This is a genomic window from Pseudomonas sp. EA_65y_Pfl2_P78, assembly GCF_963970495.1.
GTDB classification, from domain to species: domain Bacteria; phylum Pseudomonadota; class Gammaproteobacteria; order Pseudomonadales; family Pseudomonadaceae; genus Aquipseudomonas; species Aquipseudomonas baetica_A.
In genome coordinates this window covers 33,598-59,819 of the sequence record NZ_CAXAON010000031.1, presented here as the reverse complement: position 1 = coordinate 59,819, position 26,222 = coordinate 33,598, and the positions used below count along the sequence as shown (strand labels likewise).

The 26,222-nt window shown below is 58.9% G+C and carries 25 protein-coding genes; 14 read left to right on the top strand and 11 right to left on the bottom strand.

From position 1 onward, the window contains the following. Positions 1-7: 7 nt before the first annotated feature. From sdhA to sdhC, 3 genes are read right to left on the bottom strand one after another with little or no spacing between them, the layout of a single operon-like run. A complete protein-coding gene (gene sdhA, locus AACY02_RS21220) occupies positions 8-1,780 on the bottom strand; it encodes a succinate dehydrogenase flavoprotein subunit (protein ID WP_339433634.1) in 1,773 nt (590 codons plus the stop codon). Between the two features lie 3 nt (positions 1,781-1,783). Then, complete coding sequence (gene sdhD / locus AACY02_RS21215; RefSeq protein ID WP_221732169.1) at positions 1,784-2,152, bottom strand: succinate dehydrogenase, hydrophobic membrane anchor protein; 369 nt, start codon at positions 2,150-2,152, stop codon at positions 1,784-1,786. After that, a complete protein-coding gene (sdhC, locus tag AACY02_RS21210; RefSeq protein ID WP_015096190.1) occupies positions 2,146-2,520 on the bottom strand; it encodes a succinate dehydrogenase, cytochrome b556 subunit in 375 nt (124 codons plus the stop codon). Before sdhC ends, sdhD begins: the two co-directional genes overlap by 7 nt. 362 nt (positions 2,521-2,882) lie before the next feature. Here sdhC and gltA point away from each other — a divergent pair, with 362 nt between their 5' ends. Further along, positions 2,883-4,172, top strand: coding sequence for a citrate synthase (gene gltA / locus AACY02_RS21205; RefSeq protein WP_221732168.1), 1,290 nt, complete (start codon positions 2,883-2,885; stop codon positions 4,170-4,172). A gap of 303 nt (positions 4,173-4,475) precedes the next feature. Here gltA and AACY02_RS21200 read toward each other — a convergent pair whose 3' ends face one another. The 3 genes from AACY02_RS21200 to AACY02_RS21190 form a co-directional block, all read right to left on the bottom strand. Further along, the gene (locus AACY02_RS21200; RefSeq protein WP_339433633.1) at positions 4,476-6,134 is read right to left on the bottom strand and encodes a cation acetate symporter; all 1,659 of its coding nucleotides are present in this window, start codon (positions 6,132-6,134) and stop codon (positions 4,476-4,478) included. Then, the gene (locus tag AACY02_RS21195; protein ID WP_339433632.1) at positions 6,131-6,442 is read right to left on the bottom strand and encodes a DUF485 domain-containing protein; all 312 of its coding nucleotides are present in this window, start codon (positions 6,440-6,442) and stop codon (positions 6,131-6,133) included. The genes AACY02_RS21200 and AACY02_RS21195 overlap by 4 nt, the downstream gene beginning before the upstream one ends. Before the next feature lie 241 nt (positions 6,443-6,683). Next, on the bottom strand, positions 6,684-7,535 hold the full coding sequence (locus AACY02_RS21190; RefSeq protein ID WP_339433631.1) for a glycine betaine ABC transporter substrate-binding protein: 852 nt from the start codon (positions 7,533-7,535) through the stop codon (positions 6,684-6,686). A 288-nt stretch (positions 7,536-7,823) separates the two neighbouring features. Between AACY02_RS21190 and AACY02_RS21185 the strand changes: the two genes are divergently transcribed. Further along, positions 7,824-9,419 carry a glycoside hydrolase family 17 protein gene (locus tag AACY02_RS21185; RefSeq protein ID WP_339433630.1) on the top strand — a complete coding sequence of 532 codons (1,596 nt, stop codon included), beginning with the start codon at positions 7,824-7,826 and terminating at the stop codon, positions 9,417-9,419. A 106-nt stretch (positions 9,420-9,525) separates the two neighbouring features. Here the strand turns inward: AACY02_RS21185 and AACY02_RS21180 are convergent, their stop codons facing one another. Next, positions 9,526-9,894, bottom strand: coding sequence for a hypothetical protein (locus AACY02_RS21180; protein ID WP_339433629.1), 369 nt, complete (start codon positions 9,892-9,894; stop codon positions 9,526-9,528). A gap of 224 nt (positions 9,895-10,118) precedes the next feature. Here AACY02_RS21180 and AACY02_RS21175 point away from each other — a divergent pair, with 224 nt between their 5' ends. The 3 genes from AACY02_RS21175 (at position 10,119) to AACY02_RS21165 (ending at position 13,127) form a co-directional block, all read left to right on the top strand. After that, complete coding sequence (locus tag AACY02_RS21175; protein WP_339433628.1) at positions 10,119-11,417, top strand: serine/threonine protein kinase; 1,299 nt, start codon at positions 10,119-10,121, stop codon at positions 11,415-11,417. After that, a complete protein-coding gene (locus AACY02_RS21170; protein WP_339433627.1) occupies positions 11,410-12,198 on the top strand; it encodes an MlaA family lipoprotein in 789 nt (262 codons plus the stop codon). Before AACY02_RS21175 ends, AACY02_RS21170 begins: the two co-directional genes overlap by 8 nt. Positions 12,199-12,521: 323 nt before the next feature. After that, complete coding sequence (locus tag AACY02_RS21165) at positions 12,522-13,127, top strand: TetR/AcrR family transcriptional regulator (RefSeq protein ID WP_221731929.1); 606 nt, start codon at positions 12,522-12,524, stop codon at positions 13,125-13,127. Between the two features lie 131 nt (positions 13,128-13,258). Here the strand turns inward: AACY02_RS21165 and AACY02_RS21160 are convergent, their stop codons facing one another. Further along, positions 13,259-13,699, bottom strand: a complete 441-nt coding sequence (locus AACY02_RS21160; RefSeq protein WP_339433626.1) for a GlcG/HbpS family heme-binding protein — start codon at positions 13,697-13,699, stop codon at positions 13,259-13,261. A 268-nt stretch (positions 13,700-13,967) separates the two neighbouring features. On the opposite strand from AACY02_RS21160, the gene gcl reads away from it, so the two are divergent. From gcl to AACY02_RS21115, 9 genes are all read left to right on the top strand, one after another. Next, positions 13,968-15,743, top strand: coding sequence for a glyoxylate carboligase (gene gcl, locus AACY02_RS21155; protein ID WP_339433625.1), 1,776 nt, complete (start codon positions 13,968-13,970; stop codon positions 15,741-15,743). A gap of 140 nt (positions 15,744-15,883) precedes the next feature. After that, on the top strand, positions 15,884-16,666 hold the full coding sequence (hyi, locus tag AACY02_RS21150; RefSeq protein WP_339433624.1) for a hydroxypyruvate isomerase: 783 nt from the start codon (positions 15,884-15,886) through the stop codon (positions 16,664-16,666). 158 nt (positions 16,667-16,824) lie between these two features. Then, positions 16,825-17,718, top strand: coding sequence for a 2-hydroxy-3-oxopropionate reductase (locus AACY02_RS21145; protein WP_339433623.1), 894 nt, complete (start codon positions 16,825-16,827; stop codon positions 17,716-17,718). 157 nt (positions 17,719-17,875) lie between these two features. Then, the gene (locus AACY02_RS21140) at positions 17,876-19,150 is read left to right on the top strand and encodes a glycerate kinase type-2 family protein (protein ID WP_339433622.1); all 1,275 of its coding nucleotides are present in this window, start codon (positions 17,876-17,878) and stop codon (positions 19,148-19,150) included. Further along, on the top strand, positions 19,147-20,562 hold the full coding sequence (pyk, locus tag AACY02_RS21135; RefSeq protein ID WP_339433621.1) for a pyruvate kinase: 1,416 nt from the start codon (positions 19,147-19,149) through the stop codon (positions 20,560-20,562). The genes AACY02_RS21140 and pyk overlap by 4 nt, the downstream gene beginning before the upstream one ends. Before the next feature lie 62 nt (positions 20,563-20,624). Further along, on the top strand, positions 20,625-21,539 hold the full coding sequence (locus AACY02_RS21130) for an urea transporter (RefSeq protein ID WP_339433620.1): 915 nt from the start codon (positions 20,625-20,627) through the stop codon (positions 21,537-21,539). Positions 21,540-21,560: 21 nt separating this feature from the next. Continuing rightward, positions 21,561-22,385 (top strand): ion transporter, encoded by an 825-nt coding sequence (locus AACY02_RS21125; RefSeq protein WP_339433619.1) that lies wholly within the window; start codon positions 21,561-21,563, stop codon positions 22,383-22,385. A 104-nt stretch (positions 22,386-22,489) separates the two neighbouring features. After that, a complete protein-coding gene (locus AACY02_RS21120; RefSeq protein WP_339433618.1) occupies positions 22,490-23,485 on the top strand; it encodes a sulfate ABC transporter substrate-binding protein in 996 nt (331 codons plus the stop codon). Positions 23,486-23,795: 310 nt separating this feature from the next. Further along, positions 23,796-24,983, top strand: a complete 1,188-nt coding sequence (locus AACY02_RS21115) for an MFS transporter (protein ID WP_339433617.1) — start codon at positions 23,796-23,798, stop codon at positions 24,981-24,983. Positions 24,984-25,024: 41 nt separating this feature from the next. Here AACY02_RS21115 and AACY02_RS21110 read toward each other — a convergent pair whose 3' ends face one another. The 3 genes from AACY02_RS21110 to AACY02_RS21100 all read right to left on the bottom strand — a co-directional run bounded on the left by AACY02_RS21110 (position 25,025) and on the right by AACY02_RS21100 (position 26,200). Next, complete coding sequence (locus AACY02_RS21110) at positions 25,025-25,429, bottom strand: type II toxin-antitoxin system HicB family antitoxin (protein WP_221731941.1); 405 nt, start codon at positions 25,427-25,429, stop codon at positions 25,025-25,027. After that, the gene (locus tag AACY02_RS21105; RefSeq protein ID WP_221731942.1) at positions 25,429-25,641 is read right to left on the bottom strand and encodes a type II toxin-antitoxin system HicA family toxin; all 213 of its coding nucleotides are present in this window, start codon (positions 25,639-25,641) and stop codon (positions 25,429-25,431) included. Before AACY02_RS21105 ends, AACY02_RS21110 begins: the two co-directional genes overlap by 1 nt. 154 nt (positions 25,642-25,795) lie before the next feature. Beyond that, positions 25,796-26,200, bottom strand: coding sequence for a hypothetical protein (locus AACY02_RS21100; RefSeq protein ID WP_339433616.1), 405 nt, complete (start codon positions 26,198-26,200; stop codon positions 25,796-25,798). Positions 26,201-26,222: the final 22 nt, after the last annotated feature.

Genomic DNA, 26,222 nt, shown 5'->3' with positions numbered 1-26,222 from the left:
GCCACCCTTAATAAGTCCGGACTTTAGGTTCGAAAGTCGGAACAGTCTTCGGCGAGAAGTTAACAGCACGCTTGGTGACGCGCTTGTCACCCGGGAAGTACAGGGTGTGGCACAGCCAGTTTTCGTCGTCACGATCTTCGAAGTCTTCACGGGCGTGCGCGCCGCGTGACTCTTTACGAACTTCGGCAGCGATGGCAGTCGCCTCAGCCACTTCCAGCAGGTTTTGCAGTTCCAGCGCTTCGATACGCGCAGTGTTGAACGCCTGCGACTTATCGTTGATCTTCACGTTAGCGATACGCTTACGCAGGTCGGCCAGTTGCGCGATGCCTTTCTGCATGTATTCGCCAGTACGGAACACACCGAAGTAGTTCTGCATGCAGCTTTGCAGCTCGCGACGCAGGGTTGCCACGTCTTCGCCATCAGTACGGTTGTTCAGTGAATTCAGGCGCGACAGGGCCGCTTCGATATCGGCTTCGGTAGCGTCGTCGTATTCGATGCCATCGGTCAGTGCCTTCTCGAGGTGCAGGCCGGCAGCGCGACCGAATACCACCAGATCGAGCAACGAGTTGCCGCCCAGACGGTTGGCACCATGAACCGATACGCAAGCCACTTCACCGACCGCGAACAGACCAGGAATGACCTGATCCACGCCTTCGTCGTTCTGGGTGATCGCCTGGCCATGAATGTTGGTGGGAACGCCGCCCATCATATAGTGGCAAGTTGGTACAACCGGAACGGGAGCAACAACCGGATCAACGTGCGCAAAAGTCTTCGACAACTCGCAAATGCCTGGCAGACGGCTGTGCAGCACTTCCTCGCCCAAGTGGTCGAGTTTGAGCATTACGTGGTCGCCATTCGGACCGCAACCGTTGCCGGCGATGATTTCTTTAACCATCGAGCGAGCAACCACGTCACGACCGGCAAGGTCTTTGGCGTTCGGAGCATAACGCTCCATGAAACGCTCGCCGTGCTTGTTGATCAGGTAACCACCTTCACCACGGCAACCTTCTGTAACCAGTACACCGGCACCGGCGATACCGGTCGGGTGGAACTGCCACATTTCGATATCTTGCACGGGTACACCAGCACGCAGAGCCATGCCGACGCCGTCACCGGTGTTGATCAGGGCGTTGGTGGTGGAAGCGTAGATACGGCCTGCACCGCCGGTCGCCAACACGGTGGCTTTGGCGCGAATGTAGGAGGTTTCGCCAGTTTCGATGCAGATTGCGATCACACCGACGAAATCGCCTTCCTGGTTTTTCACCAGATCGACAGCGTAGTACTCGTTCAGGAACGTGGTACCGGCTTTCAGGTTGCCCTGATAAAGGGTGTGCAGCAGCGCGTGGCCAGTACGGTCGGAGGCTGCGCAAGTCCGTGCAGCCTGTCCGCCCTTGCCGTAGTCCTTGGACTGACCGCCGAACGGACGCTGATAGATACGGCCTTGTTCGGTACGCGAGAACGGCAGACCCATGTGGTCCAGTTCGAAAACCGCGGCCGGGCCTTCCTGACACATGTATTCGATAGCGTCCTGGTCACCGATGTAGTCGGAGCCCTTGACGGTATCGTACATGTGCCAGCGCCAGTCATCGTTCGGGTCGGCGGACGCGATCGCGCAGGTGATGCCGCCTTGGGCGGATACAGTGTGCGAACGGGTCGGGAACACCTTGGTGATCACGGCAGTCTTGTGACCACCTTGCGCCAGTTGCAGCGCTGCGCGCATGCCGGCACCGCCACCACCAATAATGATGGCGTCGAAAGAAATCGTTGGAATGTTAGCCATGAATCAGATACCCCAGAGAATCTGCACACCCCAGACGAAGTAGGCGAACATTGCAACGCCGCATACTGCCTGGAAAAGGAAACGTACTGCAGTCGCGGACTTGCCCAGCGCCATCGGCGTCAGGTAGTCGGTCGCGATGGTCCACATGCCGACCCAGGCGTGAGCGCCCAGAGCCACCAGTGCCAGCAGACTGAAGATACGCATCCCGTTGTGGCTGAACAGGCCGTGCCATTGGTCAAAGCCAATGCCCGGATTCACTGCGAGATAGCCGATCAGGAAAATGAAATAAGCCGCGAGAACAACCGCAGACACACGTTGCGCCATCCAGTCATAGAGGCCCGAACGCGAAAGGTTCGTAACGCTGGTTACCATATCCAAACTCCTGCCAGAACGATCAACACCACGGAAACCGCGATGATAATTTTCGAGCCCAGGCGGCCGCCTTCCAGCGTCTCACCGATGCCCATATCCATAATCAAGTGGCGCACACCGGCTACCAGGTGATACAGAAGAGCGGAGAGCAGACCCCATGCTACGAACTTGGCCAGCGGACTGGTCAAGCATGCCTTCACCTCGGCGAAACCTTCCTCGGAACCCAGGGATTTGCCCAATGCATAAAGCATGAAGCCCAGGCCCAGGAAGAGAATGATGCCGGAAACACGGTGAAGAAACGACGTAACGCCGGTGATGGGGAGTTTGATGGTCCTTAGGTCTAGGTTTACAGGTCGTTGGCTTTTCACGGCTTTTTTTTCACACTGAAGAGCCCCTAACAATCAGGGCAAAGTTGTTGGGGAGTGCACTGGTCAGGTAACCACCACCCAGGGATGCGACCCCCAATAAAGCAGGCCCAAAAGCCCTTGGCGGTCGGTGGCCGAGTATAGACAGTTAGGCTACTAATGACAACGCAATCACCTACCCCCAATAGCTGATTGCACAAGTTGCATAAAAGGCGTAAATGGCAGTCAATTTCGAGGAAAAAGTGCACTTAAAGCCTTCTGGAGCAAGACTTTAGGCAAATTGACATTCAAATTTATCTCACTATAGTGGTGCGGGCCCTGCGTGGGGGGTCTGTCTGATGGTTCAAGCATAAATAGGAGGCCACATGGCTGACAAAAAAGCGCAGTTGATCATCGAGGGCGCAGCCCCCGTCGAGCTGCCCATTTTAACCGGCACCGTTGGTCCCGATGTTATTGATGTTCGGGGCCTGACGGCCACGGGCCGCTTCACTTTCGACCCGGGTTTCATGTCGACCGCTTCGTGCGAATCGAAGATTACCTATATCGACGGCGACAACGGCATTCTGTTGCACCGCGGCTACCCGATCGAACAGCTGGCTGCAAAGTCGGACTACCTCGAAACCTGCTATCTGCTGCTCAACGGCGAACTGCCGACGACAGAACAGAAAGCCCAGTTCGTCAGCACCGTGAAAAACCACACCATGGTTCACGAGCAGCTGAAAACCTTCTTCAACGGCTTCCGTCGCGACGCCCACCCGATGGCCGTCATGTGCGGTGTAGTCGGCGCCCTCTCGGCCTTCTACCACGACTCCCTGGACATCAATAACCCGCAGCATCGCGAAATTTCCGCGATCCGTCTGGTTGCCAAGATGCCGACCCTGGCAGCGATGGTTTACAAGTACTCCATGGGCCAACCCATGATGTACCCGCGCAACGACCTGACGTACGCGGAAAACTTCCTGCACATGATGTTCAACACCCCGTGCGAGATCAAACCGATCAGCCCGGTACTCGCCAACGCCATGGACAAGATCTTCATCCTCCATGCCGACCACGAGCAGAACGCATCGACGTCCACCGTACGCCTGGCAGGCTCTTCGGGTGCCAACCCGTTCGCCTGTATCGCCGCCGGTATCGCCGCACTGTGGGGCCCTGCTCACGGCGGTGCGAACGAAGCCGTTCTGACCATGCTTGACGAGATTGGCGATGTTTCCAACATCGACAAATTCATCGCCAAGGCCAAGGACAAGAACGATCCGTTCAAACTGATGGGCTTCGGTCACCGGGTTTACAAAAACCGCGACCCACGCGCAACAGTCATGAAGCAGACCTGCGACGAAGTGCTGAAAGAACTGGGCATCACCAACGATCCGCAACTCGAACTGGCCATGCGCCTGGAAGAGATCGCCCTGACCGATCCGTACTTCATCGAACGCTCTCTGTACCCGAACGTCGACTTCTACTCGGGGATCATCCTCAAGGCGATCGGCATTCCGACCAGCATGTTCACCGTGATCTTCGCTTTGGCGCGGACTGTCGGCTGGATCTCCCACTGGAAAGAAATGCTCTCCAGCCCGTACAAGATCGGCCGTCCGCGCCAGCTGTACACCGGCTACGAGTCGCGTGACATCACCAAGCTGGAAGACCGCAAATAAGACTTGTCTTGCGATAACGTCTTGAAGTTGCACCGGGAACGGCCTCTTATATAGAGGCCGTTTTTGTCTGTCTGGGGTTTTTTTTGGGGGGGGGCATATCCGTTGCCGCGGTAACGGCCTCCTATGGTTTCGCTCTTACAGCGAGCCACTGTTTCCAAACGTGACCCGCCGTAAGGGCGCAGCCCTGGAAGCCGTTACCGCAGCAACGGATATAAACACACCATCAACAGACAACACGCCCACAAAAAATGCCCCGATCTCTCAACCGGGGCATTCAGCACAACCTATACAACCATCAAGCGATCAGTGCGAAACCGCCCCACTCGCCCCCAACCCCGTCTGCGAACGCACAAACTGCGGGAAGAACAGCGCCCGCTCGTTATCCGCCGCCGCCGACTTGTCGGTGATCGAGAAGAACCAGATCCCGACAAAAGCAATGACCATCGAGAACAGCGCCGGGTACTCGTACGGGAAGATCGCCTTCTCGTGATGCAGGATTTGCACCCAGATGGTCGGGCCAAGCACCATCAGGCCTACCGCACTCAACAGCCCCAGCCAGCCGCCGATCATCGCGCCGCGAGTGGTCAGCTTCTTCCAGTACATCGAAAGCAGCAGGACCGGGAAGTTACAGCTCGCCGCGATGGAGAACGCCAGGCCAACCATGAACGCGATGTTCTGGCTTTCGAACAGGATGCCCAGGCCGATGGCCAGAACACCCAGTGCGATGGTGGTGATCTTCGAAACGCGGATCTCGTCCTTATCGTTAGCCTTGCCCTTCTTGATCACGCTGGCATACAGGTCATGCGACACCGCCGAAGCACCGGCCAGGGTCAGACCCGCCACAACCGCCAGAATGGTCGCAAACGCCACGGCCGAGATGAAGCCAAGGAAAACACTGCCACCCACCGCGTTAGCCAGGTGCACCGCCGCCATGTTGTTGCCGCCGAGCAAAGCGCCCGCCGCATCTTTGAACGCAGGGTTGGTGCTGACCAGCAGAATCGCGCCGAAGCCGATGATGAAGGTCAGGATGTAGAAGTAACCAATGAAACCGGTCGCATACAGCACGCTCTTACGCGCTTCCTTGGCGTCACTCACGGTGAAGAAACGCATCAGGATATGCGGCAGGCCTGCGGTACCGAACATCAGCGCCAAAGCGAGAGAAAACGCCGAGACCGGATCTTTCACCAGGCCGCCAGGGCTCATGATCGCTTCACCTTTGGGGTGAACCTTGATTGCCTCGGAGAACAGCATGTTGAAGTCGAAGTTGACGTGCTTCATGACCATCAACGCCATGAAAGTAGCACCGGACAGCAACAGCACAGCCTTGATGATCTGCACCCAAGTGGTCGCCAGCATGCCGCCGAACAGCACATACATGCACATCAGGATACCGACCAGAATCACCGCAACGTAGTAATCGAGACCGAACAGCAACTGGATCAGCTTGCCGGCACCGACCATTTGCGCGATCAGGTAGAACGCCACCACCACCAGCGAACCGCAGGCAGACAGGGTGCGGATCTGGGTTTGCCCGAGGCGATAGGACGCCACATCGGCAAAGGTGTACTTACCCAGGTTACGCAGACGCTCGGCGATCAGGAACAGAATGATCGGCCAGCCCACCAGGAAGCCGATCGAGTAGATCAACCCATCGTAGCCGGAGGCAAACACCAGCGCGGAAATCCCCAGGAAAGACGCGGCCGACATGTAGTCACCAGCAATCGCCAGACCGTTCTGGAAACCGGTGATCTTGCCACCCGCCGCGTAGTAGTCGGCCGCCGAATTGTTGCGCTTGGACGCCCAGTAGGTGATGCACAGGGTCGCGCCGACGAACACCACGAACATGGCGATCGCGGAAACGTTGAGCGGTTGTTTGTGGACTTCGCCGGTCAAGGCTTCTGCGGCCCAGACTGCCGGAGCGAACGCTGCGATGCTCAAAAGAGCCAGTAGACGCCGGATCATTGCTGAGCCTCCTTGAGAATCGCATTGTTCAGGTCGTCAAACTCGCCATTGGCGCGGCGCACGTAGATAGCGGTCAGGACGAAAGCCGAGACAATCAGCCCGACACCGATCGGGATGCCCCAGGTGATCGAAGATTCAGGACTGAGCTTCGCCCCGAGCTCTTGCGGCGCATAGGCGATCAGAAGAATGAATCCCGAGTAGAGCCCGAGCATGATCGCCGAGAGTATCCAGGCGAACTTTTCCCTTTTCTGCACCAGCTCCTTGAAACGCGGGCTGTTTTGAATCGAGAGGTAAATGCTGTCGTTCATTGTTTTTATCCTCGCAGCACAGATTATTGTTGGAACAATACTCACTGTATGCGGCTGCGAGCCAGGTTCCAGACGACCTTAGTAGTATAACGCCATGACGTACTTGCCAATTTCAGGTACACACAAAACAACTGTGGGAGCGGACTTGCTCGCGAAAGCGTCGTGTCAATCAACACATCAGTCGACTGACAGACCGTTTTCGCAAGCAAGCCCGCTCCCACAGGGTTAGACGGTGAAGTGTTTATTTAGTCCATTCAGCTACACGATCCGGATGCTTGGCGACCCAATCTTTCGCCGCAGTTTCAGGTTTGGCACCATCCTGAATCGCCAGCATGACCTCGCCGATTTCGTCTTTCGACGCCCACTGGAAGTTCTTCAGGAACTTGACCACTTCCGGTGCCTTGGCATCCAGCTCTTTGCTGCCGATGCTGTTCACGGTTTCAGCTGCGCCATAAACGCCTTTCGGGTCGTCGAGGAAGCGCAGTTTCCACTTGGCGAACATCCAGTGCGGGACCCAACCGGTGACGGCGATGGATTCTTTTTTCTTCTCGGCACGGGTCAGCTCGGCGATCATGCCGGCGCCGGAACTGGCCTTGAGACTGTATTTGTCCAGACCGTAATCCTTGATGGCCTGATCGGTCTTGAGCATCACGCCTGAACCGGCGTCGATGCCGACGATGCGATTTCTGAAGCTGTCATCGGTTTTCAGATCTTCGATCGACTTGGCCTTCACATACTCCGGCACGATCAGGCCGATTTTCGCATCCTTGAAGTTCGGGCCGTAATCGACGACCAGATCCTTGTTTTTTGCCCAGTATTCGCCGTGGGTGACCGGCAGCCAGGCCGAGAGCATGGCGTCGAGTTTGCCGGTGGCAACGCCCTGCCACATGATCCCGGTGGCGACGGCTTGCAGTTTTACGTCGTAGCCGAGCTTCTGCTTGATCACTTCGGCGGCCACATGAGTGGTCGCGACGCTGTCGGACCAGCCGTCAACGTATCCGATGTTCAGGGTCTGTTTTTCAGCACTGGCAAATGTGGAACTCATCGCAAGCACCAGAGCGGCACCTGCGCCTAAAAGTCGTCGCATCTTCATCGTTACTTCCCCGAAATGCTGAGCCCGACGGATGCCGGGCATCGTCAACGTATTGTTATGGTGCACAGCGCCCCCATCACGCCTGACCGCAAACTCGTTCGAACATCAGCGGAGCACTGACGCTTTTGATCATCAACCCCACGCCTTCGACGACCTGCTCTGTCAGCGACCTCAAGGCAACGAGAAACGACATCAGAAGGCCATTAACCTTCTCTATATATAGATGACACCAGACAATCCGCCCGAACTTTGCATGTCAAAACCAAGGGCGCCCCTAACCCTATATAAATGCAGGTAACATGCGTCGCTTTGCAGCCACACGGCCTGACCATGTTCGCGACTTCGCGCTTTGCTTTTCTCCCCTATCTTTTCGCCTGCCTGCTGGGGCTGTTTGCACTGTGCGGCTTCTGGTACGGACTCGGTAAACCGGTGATCCTGCCGGATGCCGCCACCGCGACGCACAAACTGCAATGCGCGTCCTACACCCCGTTCGACAAAGACCAGTCGCCGTTCGACGTGCCGCTGAAACTGCGCCCGGAGCGCATGGACGCCGACCTTGCGCTGCTGGCGACGCGGTTTCAATGCCTGCGCACCTATTCCATGGCAGGGCTCGAGGCACTCCCCGACCTGGCGCGCAAACATGGCCTGAAATTGATGATCGGCGCCTGGGTCAACAGCAATCCGGTGGACACCGAGAAGGAAGTCGACCTGCTGATTGCTTGCGCCAACGCCAACCCGGACGTGGTCAGCGCGGTGATCGTCGGCAACGAAGCGTTGCTGCGTAAAGAAGTGACCGGCGGGCAACTGGTGAAGCTGATCAACAAGGTCAAAGGCCAGATCAAACAACCGGTGACTTACGCTGATGTCTGGGAGTTCTGGCAAAGGCATCCAGACATCGCCCCTGCCGTGGACTTCATAACGATCCACTTGCTGCCGTACTGGGAAGACCATCCATGGAACGTCGACGTGGCCTTGTCGCAAGTAGCCGCGATACGTCGCAGTTTCGGCAGCATGTTTGCACCAAAAGAAATAATGATCGGCGAAACGGGTTGGCCAAGCGAAGGCCGTCAACGCAAGACTGCCGTGCCGAGCCGGGAAAACGAAGCCAAATATATCCGCGGGTTTGTCGCGATGGCCGAGAAGGAAGGCTGGCATTACAACCTGATCGAAGCGTTTGACCAGCCATGGAAGCGCGGCAGCGAAGGTGCGGTGGGCGGGTATTGGGGGCTGTTCGATGCCGATCGTCAGGACAAGGGCATGCTCGCCGGGCCGGTGACGAATGTACCGTACTGGAAAGAATGGCTGGCCGTTGGCGGTTTGATTTTCCTCGGTACGCTGATCCTTGGCGGCCGCGTTCGCAATACTCGCTCAGCACTGGTATTGCCACTGCTGGGCGCCCTCGCCGCGTGCTCAATCGGTGCCTGGGGCGATATGGCCCGGGTCACCACGCGATTTGCCAGCGAATGGCTGTGGGTCGGACTGTTGACAGCGCTGAATCTGAAAGTACTGGCGCATGCCGCGCTGACATTGAGCGCGCGTACCGGCTGGCGTGAACGTGCTTTCAATCTGCTGGAGCGTCGCGCCGGCTGGCTGGTGGCCACAGCAGGTTTTGCAGCCGCGGTGATGATGCTGGAGATGGTGTTCGATGCGCGTTACCGCAGCTTTGCGAGCATGGCATTCATCCTGCCCGCGCTGGTGTACCTGTGCCGCCCGGTCAGCGTGCCGCGTCGGGAGATTGCTTTGCTGGCCCTTATCATCGGGGCCGGTATCGCACCGCAGTTGTTCGAGGAGGGGTTGCAGAACCAGCAGGCCTTGGGCTGGGCACTGGTCAGCGGCTTGATGGTGGCGGCATTGTGGCGATGCTTGCGGGTTCGCACTCGCTGATCTTCAGCGTCTGCGCCGGCCCCTTGGCGAGCAAGCCCGCCCCCACATTTGGACCTGACTGCACACAAATCCCTGTGGGAACGGGCTTGCCCGCGATGACTGATTGTCAGACGCCGCGAGATTGCCGGACCAGGCGCAACCCGGCAATCACCAGCGCAAACACCGCCAACGTGGTGTTGTACAGCGCCAGCGCCGGCAGCCCGAACACCAGCGCCAGCACCGCCAGCCACCACCCGGCCCTGCCCGGCAACACGAATCCGATCAATGCCGCACCCAACGCCGCCCAGCCCAACACCTTGAAGTGAGTCATCAGCCCCAGGCTGGAACGCATCTGGCACTCCCAGCGACTGGCCTCATCTACGCAGATGCCCACCCATTTGCCATCCTCCATGAAGCCGTATCGCGCGCCATAACTGGCGGCGAGCCATAACGGCAGCAGAACGAGCAACAGCATCACGGGCACGCGGCGGGACATGAATGACTCCAATCAACAAAAATCGGCGGCCAGCTTAATCTGCCGCCCGGCATACGCAAGCGCTAACAACAGTTAACTATTCATCCGCGCGATGCAAAGTGTATCGTCCGGCTACTATTACTCCGAATTCTGCCTGTTTGGTGCCGCGCCATGGCACTTTGGCACAACCCCGGTGGTCATAGCCTGCGAACCTCATTCGGCACCTTCCTCTAAGGGATCCAGTCATGCTCCGTTCCTTGCGCTTCGCCGCGCTGTTCAGCGGCCTTATCTTGAGTGCGTCCGCACTGGCGGCGGATATCGACGCCGCCAGTTATGGCTACCCCCTGACCAACCCGTTCGAGGCGACCATCGCCACGACTCCGCCGGACCTGCGCCCGGAACTGCCACTGGACGACGACATCAATCAGTCCGACCGCAGCGTCACCTTGCGCCCGGAGCGGGCATTCATCCTGCCGGACAATTTCTGGGCGGTAAAAAAACTCACTTACCGCATCGCCACCCAGGACAAACCAGCACCGCTGATCTTCCTGATTGCCGGCACTGGTGCGCGTTATGACAGCACGCTCAACGAATACCTGAAAAAACTCTATTACAAGGCCGGCTATCACGTCGTGCAGTTGTCCTCACCGACCAGCTTCGACTTCATCAGCGCCGCGTCGCGCTTCGCCACACCGGGCGTGACCAAGGAAGACGCCGAGGACATGTACCGTGTGATGCAGGCTGTGCGGGCGCAAAATCCGAAACTGCCGGTCACTGACTACTACCTCACCGGCTACAGCCTCGGTGCGCTTGATGCGGCGTTCGTCGCGCATCTGGACGAAACCCGCCGCAGCTTCAATTTCAAAAAAGTCCTGCTGCTCAATCCGCCGGTCAACCTTTACACCTCGATCACCAACCTCGACAGGCTGGTACAGACCGAAGTCAAAGGCATCAACAACAGCACAACGTTCTATGAGTTGGTGCTGGGCAAATTGACCCGTTACTTCCAGCAGAAAGGTTACATCGACCTCAACGACGCCCTGCTCTACGACTTCCAGCAATCCAAACAGCACCTGACCAACGAACAGATGGCGATGCTGATTGGCACCTCGTTCCGTTTCTCGGCCGCCGATATTGCCTTCACCTCGGACCTGATCAACCGTCGCGGCCTGATCACCCCGCCGAAATTCCCGATCACCGAAGGCACCAGCCTCACGCCGTTCCTCAAGCGTGCACTGCAATGTGACTTCGATTGCTACCTGACCGAACAGGTGATCCCGATGTGGCGCGCGCGCACCGATGGCGGCAGCCTGTTGCAATTGATCGATCAGGTCAGTCTGTATGCGCTCAAGGATTACCTGCACGACAGCCCTAAAATCGCCGTGATGCACAACGCCGACGACGTGATCCTCGGCCCGGGCGACCTGGGCTTCCTGCGCAAAACCTTTGGCGATCGCCTGACCGTTTATCCACTGGGCGGCCATTGCGGCAACATTAACTACCGCGTCAACAGCGACGCCATGCTGGAGTTCTTCCGTGGCTAAATATCTCCTGCTGATAGCAGCACTCCTCTGTGCAGGCATGGCCCAGGCCGATAACAGCAAAGCCAATGCACCGGTGGTGGTCGACAGTGACGGTTTCAAGGAGCCGCTGTCCAAACTCAAATTCAACCCGGGGCTGGACCAACGCGAATTCGAGCGTTCCACGCTCAACGCGCTGAACGTGTATGACCCGCTGGAAGAGTGGAACCGTCGCGTTTACCACTTCAACTACCGTTTCGATCAATGGGTATTTTTGCCGGTGGTCGACGGTTATCGCTACGTCACGCCGAGCTTCGTGCGCACCGGCGTGAGCAACTTTTTCAACAACCTGGGCGACGTACCCAACCTGATCAACAGCCTGTTGCAGTTCAAGGGCGAGCGCTCCATGAAAACGACTGCACGCCTGTTGTTCAACACCACCATCGGCGTCGCCGGTCTGTGGGACCCGGCGACCGCCATGGGCCTGCCACGCCAGAGCGAAGACTTCGGCCAGACGCTGGGTTTCTATGGTGTGCCGGGAGGCGCCTATTTTGTGCTGCCGGTCCTCGGCCCATCGAACCTGCGTGACACTGCAGGTCTGGCCGTGGACTACAGCGCCGAATCGGCGGTCAACTTCTTGAACGTGTCAGAAGTCAGCTCCAACCATCCGGAGATCTGGGCCCTGCGCGCAGTAGACAAGCGCTATCAGACCAGTTTCCGCTACGGTCAACTGAACTCGCCGTTCGAGTACGAAAAGGTGCGTTACGTGTACACCGAGTCGCGCAAGTTGCAGATTGCCGAGTAACGTTTTTACGGGAGCCACATCCGGCAAATGTGGGAACAAGCTTACTCGCGAAAAGGGAGTGTCAGTCACCTGTCCATTGACTCAGACGCCGCCTTCGCGAGCAAGCCCGCTCCCACAGGGGTAACGTGCTCAGCCTTTAAAGGCTTTCCAGAGCTTGTTGACGAACGAAGCTTTAGCCACCTTTCCCGCTCGGCATGTACGCCGCAGACTTGCTGGGCATTGAGCGCCAGGTCATCACCGAGCACACGGGGCATTCTTGAGCGCTGCGCGAGGCCGGTGCTACCATGCGCCACCGCCAGAACAGGCAAGGAACCACCGGGTTTATGAGCACAATCCGCGAGCGCAACAAAGAACTGATCCTGCGTGCCGCCAGCGAGGAGTTTGCCGACAAAGGCTTCGCAGCGACCAAAACCAGCGACATCGCCGCCAAGGCGGGATTGCCCAAGCCCAACGTCTACTACTACTTCAAATCCAAGGAAAACCTCTACCGCGAGGTACTGGAAAGCATCATCGTGCCGATCCTGCAGGCGTCGACGCCGTTCAACGCGGACGGCGTACCGAGCGAAGTACTGAGCGGCTACATCCGCTCCAAGATCCGCATCTCCCGCGACCTGCCCTTCGCGTCCAAAGTATTTGCCAGCGAAATCATGCACGGCGCACCGCATTTGAGCGCCGACCTGGTCGAGCAACTCAACGGCCAGGCCAAGCACAACATCAACTGCATCCAGACCTGGATCGACCGCGGCCAGATCGCGCCGATCGACCCCAACCATCTGATGTTCAGTATCTGGGCTGCCACCCAGACCTACGCCGACTTCGACTGGCAGATTTCTGCGGTCACCGGCAAGGACAAGCTGGACGAAGCGGATTATGAGGCGGCGGCGCAGACGATTATTCGGTTGGTGCTCAAAGGGTGTGAACCGGACTGAGACACCGCGATGACGCGATCGCGAGCAGGCTCACTCCTATAAGGGCTCGGAGGCATTCAGACATTTTGTGCCTGACCACGATCCTGTAGGAGTGAGCCTGCTCGCGATAGCGGTTAATCAGACGCTAAAGATCAAGAAACCACCCCCGCATCCGCCCGCAAGTCCAGCACCTCCACCGCTTTGATCGCCACCTGCTCATCAATATCCGACAGATCGCCGCTGATCCCGATCGCGCCGAGCACGTTCCCCGCCTGATCCCGAATCAACACACCACCCGGTGCCGGCACCACGCTGCCCTGGCCCATGCTGTTCAGTGCGGCAATGAAGGCCGGCCGTTGTTGCGCGTCCAGCGCCAGCAGGCGCGAGCCTTTACCTAGCGCGATGGCGCCCCAGGCTTTGCCGATGGCGATTTGCGGGCGAAGCAGGCTGGCGCCGTCTTCGCGTTGCAGGGCGACCAGATGACCGCCGGCATCAAGTACCGCGATGGTCAGCGGCGCGGCATTGATGCCTCGCCCTGCGCTGATGGCTTCACTGACCAGGTTGACTGCGACTTTCAAGGTTAAAGCGCTCATGGTGCCGTCCTCATTTTGTTATAGGGAAAGTCGTGGGACTGCGGTTTTGTGCCGCAGGCCAATGCAACAAATAGAACACAATGAGTTATTTTTTTGTATACAATAATTATCGAAAATCGCTACATGCGACGAAAAGCCACAGCAGAATCGGCTTCCGACGAATGAAACGAACGCTTGATAAAATGGATTGACCTGCGCCGTCCGCCGTGAATACACTCTGCGCAAAGCCACTTGTATACAATTACAAAACGTAAAGAGGCACAAAACCATGAGCAAAATGAGAGCAATCGAAGCCGCCGTTCTGGTGATGCGCCGTGAAGGGGTTGATACCGCTTTTGGCATCCCGGGCGCTGCAATCAACCCGCTGTACTCCGCCTTGCAGAAAGTCGGTGGCATCGATCACGTCCTCGCTCGCCACGTTGAAGGCGCCTCGCACATGGCCGAGGGTTACACCCGCACCAAGGCCGGCAACATCGGCGTGTGCATCGGCACCTCCGGCCCGGCCGGTACCGACATGGTCACCGGGCTCTACAGCGCCTCGGCCGACTCGATTCCCATCCTCTGCATTACCGGCCAGGCACCCCGCGCCCGTATGCACAAGGAAGACTTCCAGGCGGTCGACATCACCAGCATCGTCAAGCCCGTCACCAAGTGGGCGACCACGGTTCTGGAACCGGGCCAGGTGCCTTACGCGTTCCAGAAAGCTTTCTTTGAGATGCGCTCCGGCCGTCCAGGCCCGGTGCTGATCGACCTGCCGTTCGACGTGCAGATGGCTGAAATCGAATTCGACATCGACGCCTACCAGCCGCTGCCGCTGGCCAAGCCGACCGCAACCCGCGTGCAGGTGGAAAAGGCTCTGGCCCTGCTCGATCAGGCCGAGCGTCCATTGCTGGTCGCCGGTGGCGGCATCATCAACGCCGACGCCAGCGATCTGCTGGTGGAGTTCGCCGAGCTGACCGGTATTCCGGTGATCCCGACCCTGATGGGTTGGGGCACCATCCCGGACGATCACCCGCTGATGGTCGGCATGGTCGGCCTGCAGACTTCGCACCGTTACGGCAACGCGACGATGCTCAAATCCGACGTGGTACTGGGCATCGGTAACCGCTGGGCCAACCGCCACACCGGTTCGGTTGATGTCTACACCGAAGGTCGCAAGTTCATTCACGTCGACATCGAAGGTACGCAGATCGGTCGTGTGTTCACACCGGACCTGGGCATCGTGTCCGACGCCGCTGCCGCATTGACCGTGTTCATCGAAGTGGCGCGTGAATGGCAAGCCGCCGGCAAGCTGAAAAACCGCAGTGCCTGGCTGCAGGATTGCCAGCAGCGCAAAACCAGCCTGCATCGCAAAACCCACTTCGACAACGTGCCGGTCAAGCCACAGCGCGTTTACGAAGAAATGAACCAGGTGTTCGGCAAGGACACCTGCTACGTCAGCACCATTGGTCTGTCGCAAATTGCCGGCGCGCAGTTCCTGCACGTCTACAAGCCGCGTCACTGGATCAACTGCGGCCAGGCAGGCCCGTTGGGCTGGACCATTCCGGCAGCGCTGGGCGTGGTGAAGGCCGATCCGAACCGTAAAGTCGTGGCCCTGTCGGGGGACTATGACTTCCAGTTCATGATCGAAGAACTGGCGGTCGGCGCTCAGTTCAAACTGCCGTACATCCACGTCGTGGTGAACAACTCGTACCTGGGTCTGATCCGTCAGGCACAGCGCGGGTTCGAAATGGACTACTGCGTGCAGCTGTCCTTCGATAACCTCAACGCGCCGGAACTCAACGGTTACGGGGTTGACCACATCGCAGTGGCTGAAGGCCTGGGCTGCAAGGCACTGCGTGTGTTCGAACCGTCGGAAATCGCCCCTGCCCTGCGCAAGGCCGAACAGATGATCGAAGAGTTCAAGGTGCCGGTGATCGTCGAGATCATTCTGGAGCGTGTGACCAACATCTCCATGGGTACCGAGATCAACGCCGTCAACGAATTCGAAGACCTGGCACTCGTCGGCAACGACGCACCGACGGCGATTTCGCTGCTTGATTAACTGTTGACCGCTCTCCCTGTGGGAGCGGGCTTGCCCGCGAAAGCAATTGCACATCCGACAATGATGTTGGCTGATCCACCGCTTTGGCGAGCAAGCCCGCTGCCACAAGGGGAACTTCACAAGATTTACGGGAGACCACCATGCCGCGTTTCGCAGCCAACCTGTCCATGCTGTTCACCGAACAGGATTTCCTTGCCCGTTTCGACGCCGCCGCCAAGGCCGGTTTCAGTGGTGTGGAATATCTGTTTCCGTACGACTTCAGCTCCGCCGAAATCAAGGCAAAACTGGAGGCCAACGGTCTGACCCAAGTGCTGTTCAACCTGCCGGCCGGTGACTGGGCCAAAGGTGAGCGCGGTATCGCGTGCCTGCCGGATCGGGTCGAAGAATTCCGCGCCGGTGTCGATCTGGCCATTGCCTACGCGCAAGTGCTGGGCAACACCCAAGTCAACTGCCTGGCCGGTATCCGTGCGCAAGGCGTGGACGATGCCACCGTGGAAAAGACCTTCGTCGCCAACCTCAAGTACGCGGCCGACAAGCTGCAAGCGGCGGGCATCAAACTGGTGATGGAAGCGATCAACACCCGTGACATCCCAGGCTTCTACTTGAACAACACCGCGCAAGCCCTGTCGATTCGCGAACAGGTCGGCAGCGCCAATCTGTTCCTGCAATACGACATCTATCACATGCAAATCATGGAAGGCGATCTGGCCCGCACCCTGCAATCGCACCTGGGCGAGATCAACCATGTGCAGCTCGCAGACAACCCCGGGCGCAACGAGCCAGGTACCGGTGAAATCAACTACCGCTTCCTGTTCGAACACCTGGACCGCATCGGTTATCAGGGTTGGGTCGGTTGCGAATACAAGCCGCTTACCACCACTGAAGCAGGGCTCGGCTGGTTGAAAACCCACAACGCAATTTAAGAACAACGCAAAACCTGTAGGAACGGGCTTGCTCGCGAATGCGGTGGTTCAGTCAACACGGATATTGAATGTTCCACCGCATTCGCGAGCAAGCCCGCTCCCACCCAAAGCAACACCCCAAATTTGCTTGAGCAAGACAAAAACAAGAGGATTTTCTCATGGCTAAAATCGGATTTATCGGCACCGGCATCATGGGCCACCCAATGGCGGCGAACCTGCAGAAAGCCGGTCACAGCCTGTTCCTGTCGGCGCACCACGACCCCGCGCCTGCCGACCTGGTTGCCGCGGGTGCCGTCGCGCTGGCCAACCCGCGCGAAGTGGCTCAGGAAGCCGAGTTCATCATCGTCATGGTCCCGGATACCCCGCAGGTCGATGACGTGCTGTTCCGCGCCGACGGCGTCGCTGCCGGTATCGGCAAAGGCAAAGTCGTGATCGACATGAGCTCGATCTCGCCGACCGCCACCAAAGCCTTCGCGGCGAAGATCAACGAAAAAGGTGCGCAATACCTCGACGCACCTGTGTCCGGTGGTGAAGTCGGTGCCAAAGCCGCGACCCTGAGCATCATGATCGGTGGCGACGCCGATGCCTTCGAACGCGCACTGCCGCTGTTCCAGGCCATGGGCAAGAACATCACGCTGGTCGGTGGCAATGGCGACGGTCAAACCGCAAAAGTGGCGAACCAGATCATCGTGGCCCTGAACATTCAGGCCGTGGCTGAAGCCTTGCTGTTCGCTTCGAAAAACGGTGCCGATCCAGCCAAGGTGCGTGAAGCGCTGATGGGCGGCTTCGCATCCTCCAAGATCCTCGAAGTGCACGGCGAACGCATGATCAAAGGTACCTTCGATCCAGGCTTCCGCATCAGTCTGCACCAGAAGGACCTGAACCTGGCTCTGCAAGGCGCCAAGGAACTGAACATCAACCTGCCGAACACCGCCAACGCCCAGCAAGTGTTCAGCACCTGCGCGGCCATCGGTGGCAGCAACTGGGATCACTCGGCGCTGATCAAGGGCCTGGAACACATGGCCAACTTCTCGATCCGCGACAAGCAGTAAGCCTTTGCCCCGCGTTCCATGTGGGAGCGGGTTTGCTCGCGAAGAGGCAATGTCAGTCGACACCAAGGTTGACTGACCCCGCGCATTCGCGAACAAGCCCGCTCCCACACTGGATCTGAGTTGCCCTTTCGAATAACAAGAATTCCGGGAGCCCGCCATGTCGGTCGATCCGCAACAACTGCTGCGCGAGCTGTTTGCCACAGCCATCGACGCGGCCCACCCGCAGCAAGTCCTCGAAGCCCACCTGCCAGACGATCGCACCGGTCGGGTCATCGTCATCGGCGCCGGTAAAGCCGCGGCCGCGATGGCGCAAGTGGTCGAACGCTGCTGGCAGGGGGAAGTCTCTGGCCTGGTAGTGACTCGTTACGGTCACGGCGCCCCATGCGAAAAAATCGAAGTGGTCGAAGCTGCGCATCCGGTGCCGGACGCTGCCGGCCTGGCCGTGGCCAAGCGTGTGCTGGGCCTGGTGAGTAACCTGAGCGAAGACGACCGCGTGATCTTCCTGCTCTCCGGTGGCGGCTCTGCCCTGCTCGCCTTGCCGGCCGAAGGCATCACCCTCGCTGACAAGCAATCCATCAACAAAGCCCTGCTCAAATCCGGCGCGACCATCGGCGAGATGAACTGCGTGCGCAAGCACCTCTCGGCGATCAAGGGCGGACGCCTGGGTAAAGCCTGCTGGCCTGCCACGGTCTATACCTACGCGATCTCCGATGTACCAGGCGACCTCGCCACGGTCATCGCCTCTGGCCCGACCGTGGCCGACCCCAGCACCTCGGCTGAAGCACTGGCGATCATCAAGCGCTACGGCATCGAGATCCCGGCGTCGGTACGCACCTGGTTGCAAAGCCCTGAATCGGAGACCGTCAAACCCGGTGATCCGAGCCTGGCCCGCAGTCATTTCCAGTTGATCGCCCGTCCTCAGCAATCGCTGGACGCCGCGGCGGTGAAGTGCCGTCAGGCCGGTTTCAGCACGCTGATCCTCGGCGATCTGGAAGGTGAATCGCGCGAAGTGGCGAAAGTCCACGCCGGCATCGCTCGCCAGATCATCAACCACGGCCAGCCACTGGCGGCGCCGTGCGTGATCCTCTCCGGCGGTGAAACCACCGTGACCGTGCGCGGCAATGGCCGTGGCGGGCGCAACGCCGAATTCCTCCTTAGCCTGACCGATAGCCTCAAAGGCCTGCCCGTCGTCTACGCCCTGGCCGGTGACACCGACGGCATCGACGGCTCGGAAGACAACGCCGGTGCCATCATGACCCCGGACAGCTACAAGCGCGCCGCGGCACTGGGCTTGAGCGCCAGTGACGAGCTGGATAACAACAATGGCTACGGCTATTTCGAGGCGCTCGATGCGCTGATCGTCACCGAGCCGACCCGCACCAACGTCAACGACTTCCGCGCCATTCTGATTCTCGAGAGCTCTAAATCATGACGCCTGATAAAAAGGTCAAAATCCTCGCCACCCTCGGGCCTGCTGTCGATGGCATCCAAGACATCCGCGAACTGGTCGAGGCCGGAGTGAATATCTTCCGCCTGAACTTCAGCCACGGCGACCACGCCGACCACGCCAAGCGCTATCAGTGGATCCGCGAAGTCGAGCGTCAGCTCAACTATCCGCTGGGCATTCTGATGGACCTGCAAGGGCCAAAACTGCGTGTCGGCAAATTCGCCGAGGGCAAGGTGCAGTTGCATCGCGGTCAGGCGTTCCGTCTGGATCTGGATGCGACTCCCGGCGATGAGCGCCGGGTCAACCTGCCGCATCCGGAAATCATCGAGGCGCTGGAAGCCGGCATGGATCTGCTGCTCGACGACGGCAAACTGCGTCTGCGCGTGGTGACTAAGTACGACGATGCGATCGACACCACCGTGCTCAATGGCGGCGAGCTGTCAGACCGCAAAGGCGTGAACGTGCCGCAAGCGGTGCTCGACCTCAGCCCGTTGACGGCCAAGGATCGCCGCGATTTGAGTTTTGGTCTGGAGTTGGGTGTGGATTGGGTGGCGCTGTCGTTTGTCCAGCGCCCGCAAGACATGCTCGAAGCCCGCGCACTGATCGGCGACAAAGCCTTCCTGATGGCCAAAATCGAAAAGCCTTCGGCCGTCGAGCAACTGCGCGAAATCGCCGAGCTGAGCGACGCGATCATGGTGGCTCGCGGTGACCTGGGCGTGGAAGTCCCTGCCGAGAGCGTGCCGCAGATCCAGAAAAACATCATCAGCACCTGCCGTGAATTGGGAAAACCGGTGGTGGTGGCAACGCAGATGCTCGAGTCGATGCGCTTCTCTGCGACGCCGACCCGCGCTGAAGTCACCGACGTGGCCAACGCCGTGGCCGAGGGTGCCGATGCGGTGATGCTGTCGGCGGAAACCGCGTCGGGGGAATACCCGCTGGAAGCCGTGCAGATGATGAGCAAGATCATCCGTCAGGTGGAAAACGGCCCGGATTATCAGACGCAACTCGACGTCAGCCGCCCCAAGGCTGAGGCGACTGTTTCCGATGCCATCAGTTGCGCGATCCGACGCATCAGCAACGTGCTGCCAGTGGCCGTGCTGGTCAACTACAGCGAGTCCGGAGCCTCGACGTTGCGTGCGGCGCGGGAACGGCCCAAAGCACCGATCCTCAATCTGACGCCGAACCTGCAAACCGCTCGCCGTTTGAGCGTGGCGTGGGGCATTCACTCGGTGGTCAACGATCGTCTGCGTCAGGTCGATGAGGTGTGTTCTACCGCGCTGGAAATCGCCCAGGCGCAAGGCATGGCCGAGCGCGGTGACACGCTGTTGATCACTGCCGGTGTGCCGTTCGGGCAGCCGGGCTCGACCAACTCGCTGCGCATTGAGACGTTGATTTAACTCCAACATGATCGTTCCCACGCGCAGCAAAGGAACGATCAGTACTGACTTTCAGAACTGCCATGCCTGCCAACTCTTTCAACACCCACTGCCCCGACTGGGCCGAGGCTTTGCTCAACGGTTTCAGTCAAATCTTCTTCCAGCGTCATCCGCTGTGCGGCCTGCTGTGCCTGCTGGCGATCCTGCTCACCGCTCCGGTGCTGTTTGCCGGCGCGCTGCTGGGTGCCATGGCCGGATTGCTCACCGCGCAACGACGCAACTATGCCAAGGCTGATCGCCAGGCCGGATTGTTCAGCTACAACGGTGTCTTGCTCGGCCTGCTGCTGAGCCTGTACTTCCCGTGGTCGCCGATGCTGCCGCCGTTGATTCTTGCTGCCGGTGGCCTGAGCGCAATGCTCACACAGCAATGGCTCAAACATGTGTACCACCGCCGATCCATACCGGCCTATACCTCGCCGTTCGTGGGCATAAGCTGGGGGCTGCTTCTCTTCGCAGCGCCGCCCATGCCCATGCCTTCTGTCGAACTCAATAACGTGAGCCTGCTCGCCGCCGAGTTCAGAGGGTTGGGCCAGGTGATGTTTCTCGGTCATCCGCTGGCCGGCACCTTGATCGCCATCGGTTTGCTGATAGCTGATCGTCGGGCCTTTGCCTGGGCGCTGTTGGCAAGTGCAATCGGCCTCGGTTCAAGCCTGCTGCACCACGAAACCAATACCGCCCTGCTCGGCCTGGGCAGCTACAACGCCGTACTCGCCGCACTCGCCTTCAGTGCACAACGTCAACAACCGTGGCTGCCGTTGCTCGGCATCGTCCTCGCGCTGCTGGTGACACCCCTGTTTGCCGCCGTCGGTCTGGCCACGCTGACCGCGCCATTCATTCTCGCCTGCTGGCTGATCCGCGCTGGCATCCAGATGCTCGGCAACGCAACGGTTAACAGCACGCCTTGCGCTCATGGGGAGAATCAACCTAGGCTGCGCTGATCTTCGATTCAGGCGTTACATATGGACAGCAGCAAGCGTTGGCGTGATCAGCTTTACGTAGTGATTTTCCAGACCGACACCACGGCTGGGCGGCGTTTCGACGGCATTTTGCTGTTGATCATCCTCGCCAGCCTGGTGGTCGTGATGCTCGACAGCATCGACAGCGTTCACCGCAACTATGCCGATGCACTGGCGTACATCGAGTGGGGCTTCACCATTATCTTTCTCGGTGAGTACATCCTGCGCCTGTATTGCTCACCGAAGCCGTTGCGTTATGCCTTCAGTTTTTATGGGCTGGTGGATTTGCTGGCAATCGTGCCCGGCATCCTCGCCCTGTATTACAGCGATGCACAGTATCTGCTGATCATCCGCATCATCCGGATGCTGCGGATTTTTCGCGTGCTCAAACTCAGCCCGTACCTCAAGCAAGCCAACTATCTGATGTCGGCGCTGCGCGGCAGCAAGCAGAAGATCGTGGTGTTTCTGGTCAGCGTCTGCACGCTGGTGACGGTGTTCGGCACGCTGATGTACGTGATCGAAGGCCCGGAACACGGCTTCACCAGTATTCCCAAAGGCATCTATTGGGCAATCGTGACGCTGACCACCGTGGGCTTCGGCGATATCGTGCCGACAACCCCGCTGGGCCAGGTGATTTCGTCGCTGGTAATGATCACCGGTTACTCGATCATCGCCGTGCCCACCGGGATTTTCACCGCCGAACTGGCCAACGCCATGCGCGGCGAACATCTGCAACACGATTGCCCGGTGTGCAAGAAAAACAGCCACGAACACGACGCAGCTTTCTGCTCCCGATGCGGCAATGCACTGTTCAAGAAAATGGAATAAGCAAAGTGCTTTTTAATCTTTAAGCGACTATGCGTGCCCCGTTATAGTCAGTGGCAAGTGGCCTCACCTTTGGCACAACACCCCCACAGAACAAGGAATGCGCAGTGAAAAAACTCTTTGGCGCCTCACTTCTCGCCGCCGGTCTTGCGTTCGGTAGCGTGGCTCAAGCCGCACCGACCCTGCTGAACGTTTCCTACGACGTGATGCGCGATTTCTACAAGGACTACAACACTGCGTTCCAGAAACACTGGCAAGCCGAGCACAACGAAAACATCACCGTGCAGATGTCCTTCGGCGGTTCGAGCAAGCAAGCGCGCTCGGTGATCGATGGCCTGCCGGCCGACGTCATCACCATGAACATGGCCACCGACATCAACGCCCTGGCCGATCACGGCAAACTGGTGCCGGAGAACTGGGTTACCCGACTGCCGGACAACAGCGCACCGTTCACCTCGGCGACCGTGTTCATTGTGCGCAAGGGCAACCCGAAAGCCCTGAAAGACTGGCCGGACCTGCTTAAAGACGGCGTGCAGGTGATCGTGCCAAACCCGAAAACCTCGGGTAACGGCCGCTACACCTACCTCTCGGCCTGGGGCTACGTGCTGAAGAACGGCGGTGACGAGAACAAAGCCAAAGACTTCGTCGGCAAACTGTTCAAGCAAGCGCCGGTGCTGGATACCGGTGGCCGCGCCGCGACCACCACATTCATGACCAACCAGATTGGCGACGTGCTGGTGACTTTCGAGAACGAAGCGGAAATGATCGCCCGCGAATTTGGCCGTGATCAGTTTGAAGTCATCTACCCAAGCGTCTCCGCCGAAGCCGAGCCACCGGTGTCGGTGGTCGATAAAGTCGTCGACAAGAAAGGTTCGCGCGCAGCCGCTGATGAGTACCTGAAATACCTGTGGTCGCCTGAAGGTCAGGAAATCGCTGCGGCCAACTACCTGCGTCCGCGTGACCCGGCGGTGCTGGCCAAATACACCGACCGTTTCCCGAAAGTCGACTTCCTGTCGGTGGAGAAAACCTTTGGTGACTGGCGCACCGTGCAGAAGACCCACTTCAATGACGGTGGGGTGTTTGACCAGATTTACAGCCAGTAATAGTCAAGCGGCTCTATGAAAAGGCGATCTCAACGGGTCGCCTTTTTTGTGGGAATTTGAAATCACCACCATGTCCCCTATGACGAACAGTAAAGCGCAGCAGTAAACATACGCACGCTACCGAAGAAGATGTAGCTGAATGTATCATCGACGCTCAATGGTCGAACGCAAGGTTCACCGAGGTGGCAACCACCTGACTGCAGCCATTCATTGCTCAAAGAAATAATCGATATCAACCGAAGGCCTCTTCTGCCAATACGATTTGTCCCATAGCCTCTGCGCATTCCCTTTCGCTGGATCGAGAAACCTTATGACCACCGCCACTCACGCAATGACCCGAGGCATGGTGCTGCTGTTCGCCTTCTGCTGCGGCGCCATCGTTGCCAACATCTACTACGCCCAGCCGATCATCGGCCTGATTGCGCCGGACCTTGGCCTCTCCGACACCATGGCCAGCTTCATCGTCTCGCTGACGCAAATCGGTTATGCGCTGGGCCTGTTCTTTCTGGTGCCGCTGGGCGATCTGCTGGAAAACCGTCGGTTGATGATCATCACCACGGTGGTGGCAATTGCCAGCCTGCTCGGCGCCGCATTTACCGATCAGCCCAACGTGTTTTTGCTGATCTCGCTGCTCGTGGGTTTCAGTTCCGTGTCGGTACAGATCCTGATTCCGCTGGCCGCGCATCTGGCGCCGGAGGAATCTCGCGGGCGCGTCGTCGGCGCAATCATGGGTGGTCTGCTGCTGGGTATCCTGCTGGCGCGGCCGGTGTCGAGCGTGGTTGCCGATCATTTCGGCTGGCGGGCGATGTTCATGATTGCGGCAGCATTGATGGCGGCGATCAGCGTGGTGCTGGCATTGACCGTGCCCAAGCGCCAACCGGATCACAGCGCCTCTTACGGGCAACTGCTCGGTTCGCTGTGGACGCTGCTGCGCCAACAACCGGTGCTGCGTCAGCGCGCGTTTTATCAGGGGTGCATGTTTGCCACGTTCAGCCTGTTCTGGACAGCGGTACCACTTGAGTTGGCGCGCAACCACGGCCTGTCACAAAGCGAGATCGCGATCTTCGCCCTGGTCGGCGCCATCGGTGCCATCGCCGCCCCCATCAGCGGACGCCTGGCCGACGCTGGCCACACCCGCATCGCTTCGCTGCTGGCGATGCTGTTCGCCAGCCTGAGCTTCCTCCCCGCCTTCATCCACCCGGCCTACAGCGTGATCGGCCTGGCCGTGACCGGCGTGGTATTGGACTTCTGCGTACAGATGAACATGGTCCTCGGTCAGCGTGCGGTCTACTCGCTGGACGCGAAAAGCCGTGGTCGCCTGAATGCGCTGTACATGACCAGCATCTTCATCGGCGGCGCCTTCGGCTCGTCGGTCGCCAGCGCGGTGTTCGAGCATGGCGGCTGGTTGTGGATCGTGATTGTTGGCAGTGCGTTTCCATTGTTGGCGTTGTTGCGTTTTTTGGGTGCATCGCAACGGCGATCGCTGGCGACTGCGTAACACGTAAAAAGCATCGCAGGCCAACTGGCCCGCGATGCTTTTCAATACCTGACCAGCTTCTCCATCGCCGCATCCGCCAGAAAGGAGGAGCGGCTTTTGACGTTGTGTTCGCGCACATAGCGGTCGATTCGCTGAATCACATAACCGGGCAGGGTCACGTTGACCTTCTCGGTCTTGCCCAGGTATGGCGAGATATCCAGCTCCAGCATGCCCCAGCCCATCCCGGCGAACTCCGGATTGTTGCGATGCGCCGCAGCAGAGGTCGGCATCGGAATCGCCTCTCCGTCCGCCGCAATCTCCTGCAACATGATGTGGGCGATTTCAACGGCTGCATTGTAGGCATCTTCAAAGCTATCCCCTGCCGTCACGGCGCCGGGAATATCGGGGATCTGAATACCGATGGCGGTGTTCTCATCGCCCCACTCGATGCAGATTGGATATTGCATTATGGATCTCCTTCGAAACTGGCTGGCGGGTTGTACAACCCGGCACGCCTCCTGATGCTTTTGACCGTCCCCAACGGCAAATCCTTTTTCGGGTGAGGAACGGGAATCGTGTATGGGTTGTAGCGGTGCCTGAAGAGGTGATGACTGCCGGTAATCCTGTCCAGCGTCCAACCCGCCTCCTCCAGCTCCTTGATCAATAACCTGCTCTGCACCAACCGCCTCCTTGCCCCGGCCCATTAAAAGTAACCCTAGAGTTATCTTTACTCAAGCACAGAAATCCAAAGAGCGACGTCCGGTTGTTTTACAGAGTGTGATTGATTGCAGCCACAGACAGCACAACGGCGATCCAGGGATCGCCGTTTTTCATCACTGCCCGAACTGCTTGCCCAGCCCCGGTGGCACGCCGTGGATGTCGGTGTCTTCCCATGGGCCGTTGGGGCTGATCGAGCGGCTCCAGCCGTTGTTCCAGCGATAGTAGGTGCGCTGGCGGTAGAACGTGTCGGACTGGTCGTCAAGCACATAAACGCCGAGTTTCTGATCCCAATGGCTGTTGCCGCCCGGTGGCGGGGCGAAGCTGGCCGAGGTGCGCGGGACAGGTTTGGCCGGTTTGGCCGGAATGCTTTTGCCCGGTATCGGCGAGGTCGAAGGGGTCGGGCTGGGTTGTGACGGCGGAATCGGCGGCAGGTGGGTGGTCCGTTCCGGTCGTTGCACCGCACATGCACTCAAGCCCAGGGCCAATGTGAGAACCGTGATTCGGGCGATGGTGTGCATGGCGGTGCTTTCCTGTGTTGCC

Excerpts from the sequence above, each read along its gene's own strand:
- sdhA (WP_339433634.1), bottom strand. The coding sequence starts at position 1,780 with ATGGCTAACATTCCAACGATTTCTTTCGACGCCATCATTATTGGTGGT.
- sdhD (WP_221732169.1), bottom strand. The coding sequence starts at position 2,152 with ATGGTAACCAGCGTTACGAACCTTTCGCGTTCGGGCCTCTATGACTGG.
- gltA (WP_221732168.1), top strand. The coding sequence starts at position 2,883 with ATGGCTGACAAAAAAGCGCAGTTGATCATCGAGGGCGCAGCCCCCGTC.
- AACY02_RS21200 (WP_339433633.1), bottom strand. The coding sequence starts at position 6,134 with ATGATCCGGCGTCTACTGGCTCTTTTGAGCATCGCAGCGTTCGCTCCG.
- AACY02_RS21195 (WP_339433632.1), bottom strand. The coding sequence starts at position 6,442 with ATGAACGACAGCATTTACCTCTCGATTCAAAACAGCCCGCGTTTCAAG.
- AACY02_RS21190 (WP_339433631.1), bottom strand. The coding sequence starts at position 7,535 with ATGAAGATGCGACGACTTTTAGGCGCAGGTGCCGCTCTGGTGCTTGCG.
- AACY02_RS21185 (WP_339433630.1), top strand. The coding sequence starts at position 7,824 with ATGCAGGTAACATGCGTCGCTTTGCAGCCACACGGCCTGACCATGTTC.
- AACY02_RS21180 (WP_339433629.1), bottom strand. The coding sequence starts at position 9,894 with ATGTCCCGCCGCGTGCCCGTGATGCTGTTGCTCGTTCTGCTGCCGTTA.
- AACY02_RS21175 (WP_339433628.1), top strand. The coding sequence starts at position 10,119 with ATGCTCCGTTCCTTGCGCTTCGCCGCGCTGTTCAGCGGCCTTATCTTG.
- AACY02_RS21165 (WP_221731929.1), top strand. The coding sequence starts at position 12,522 with ATGAGCACAATCCGCGAGCGCAACAAAGAACTGATCCTGCGTGCCGCC.
- AACY02_RS21160 (WP_339433626.1), bottom strand. The coding sequence starts at position 13,699 with ATGAGCGCTTTAACCTTGAAAGTCGCAGTCAACCTGGTCAGTGAAGCC.
- gcl (WP_339433625.1), top strand. The coding sequence starts at position 13,968 with ATGAGCAAAATGAGAGCAATCGAAGCCGCCGTTCTGGTGATGCGCCGT.
- hyi (WP_339433624.1), top strand. The coding sequence starts at position 15,884 with ATGCCGCGTTTCGCAGCCAACCTGTCCATGCTGTTCACCGAACAGGAT.
- AACY02_RS21145 (WP_339433623.1), top strand. The coding sequence starts at position 16,825 with ATGGCTAAAATCGGATTTATCGGCACCGGCATCATGGGCCACCCAATG.
- AACY02_RS21140 (WP_339433622.1), top strand. The coding sequence starts at position 17,876 with ATGTCGGTCGATCCGCAACAACTGCTGCGCGAGCTGTTTGCCACAGCC.
- pyk (WP_339433621.1), top strand. The coding sequence starts at position 19,147 with ATGACGCCTGATAAAAAGGTCAAAATCCTCGCCACCCTCGGGCCTGCT.
- AACY02_RS21130 (WP_339433620.1), top strand. The coding sequence starts at position 20,625 with ATGCCTGCCAACTCTTTCAACACCCACTGCCCCGACTGGGCCGAGGCT.
- AACY02_RS21125 (WP_339433619.1), top strand. The coding sequence starts at position 21,561 with ATGGACAGCAGCAAGCGTTGGCGTGATCAGCTTTACGTAGTGATTTTC.
- AACY02_RS21115 (WP_339433617.1), top strand. The coding sequence starts at position 23,796 with ATGACCACCGCCACTCACGCAATGACCCGAGGCATGGTGCTGCTGTTC.
- AACY02_RS21110 (WP_221731941.1), bottom strand. The coding sequence starts at position 25,429 with ATGCAATATCCAATCTGCATCGAGTGGGGCGATGAGAACACCGCCATC.
- AACY02_RS21100 (WP_339433616.1), bottom strand. The coding sequence starts at position 26,200 with ATGCACACCATCGCCCGAATCACGGTTCTCACATTGGCCCTGGGCTTG.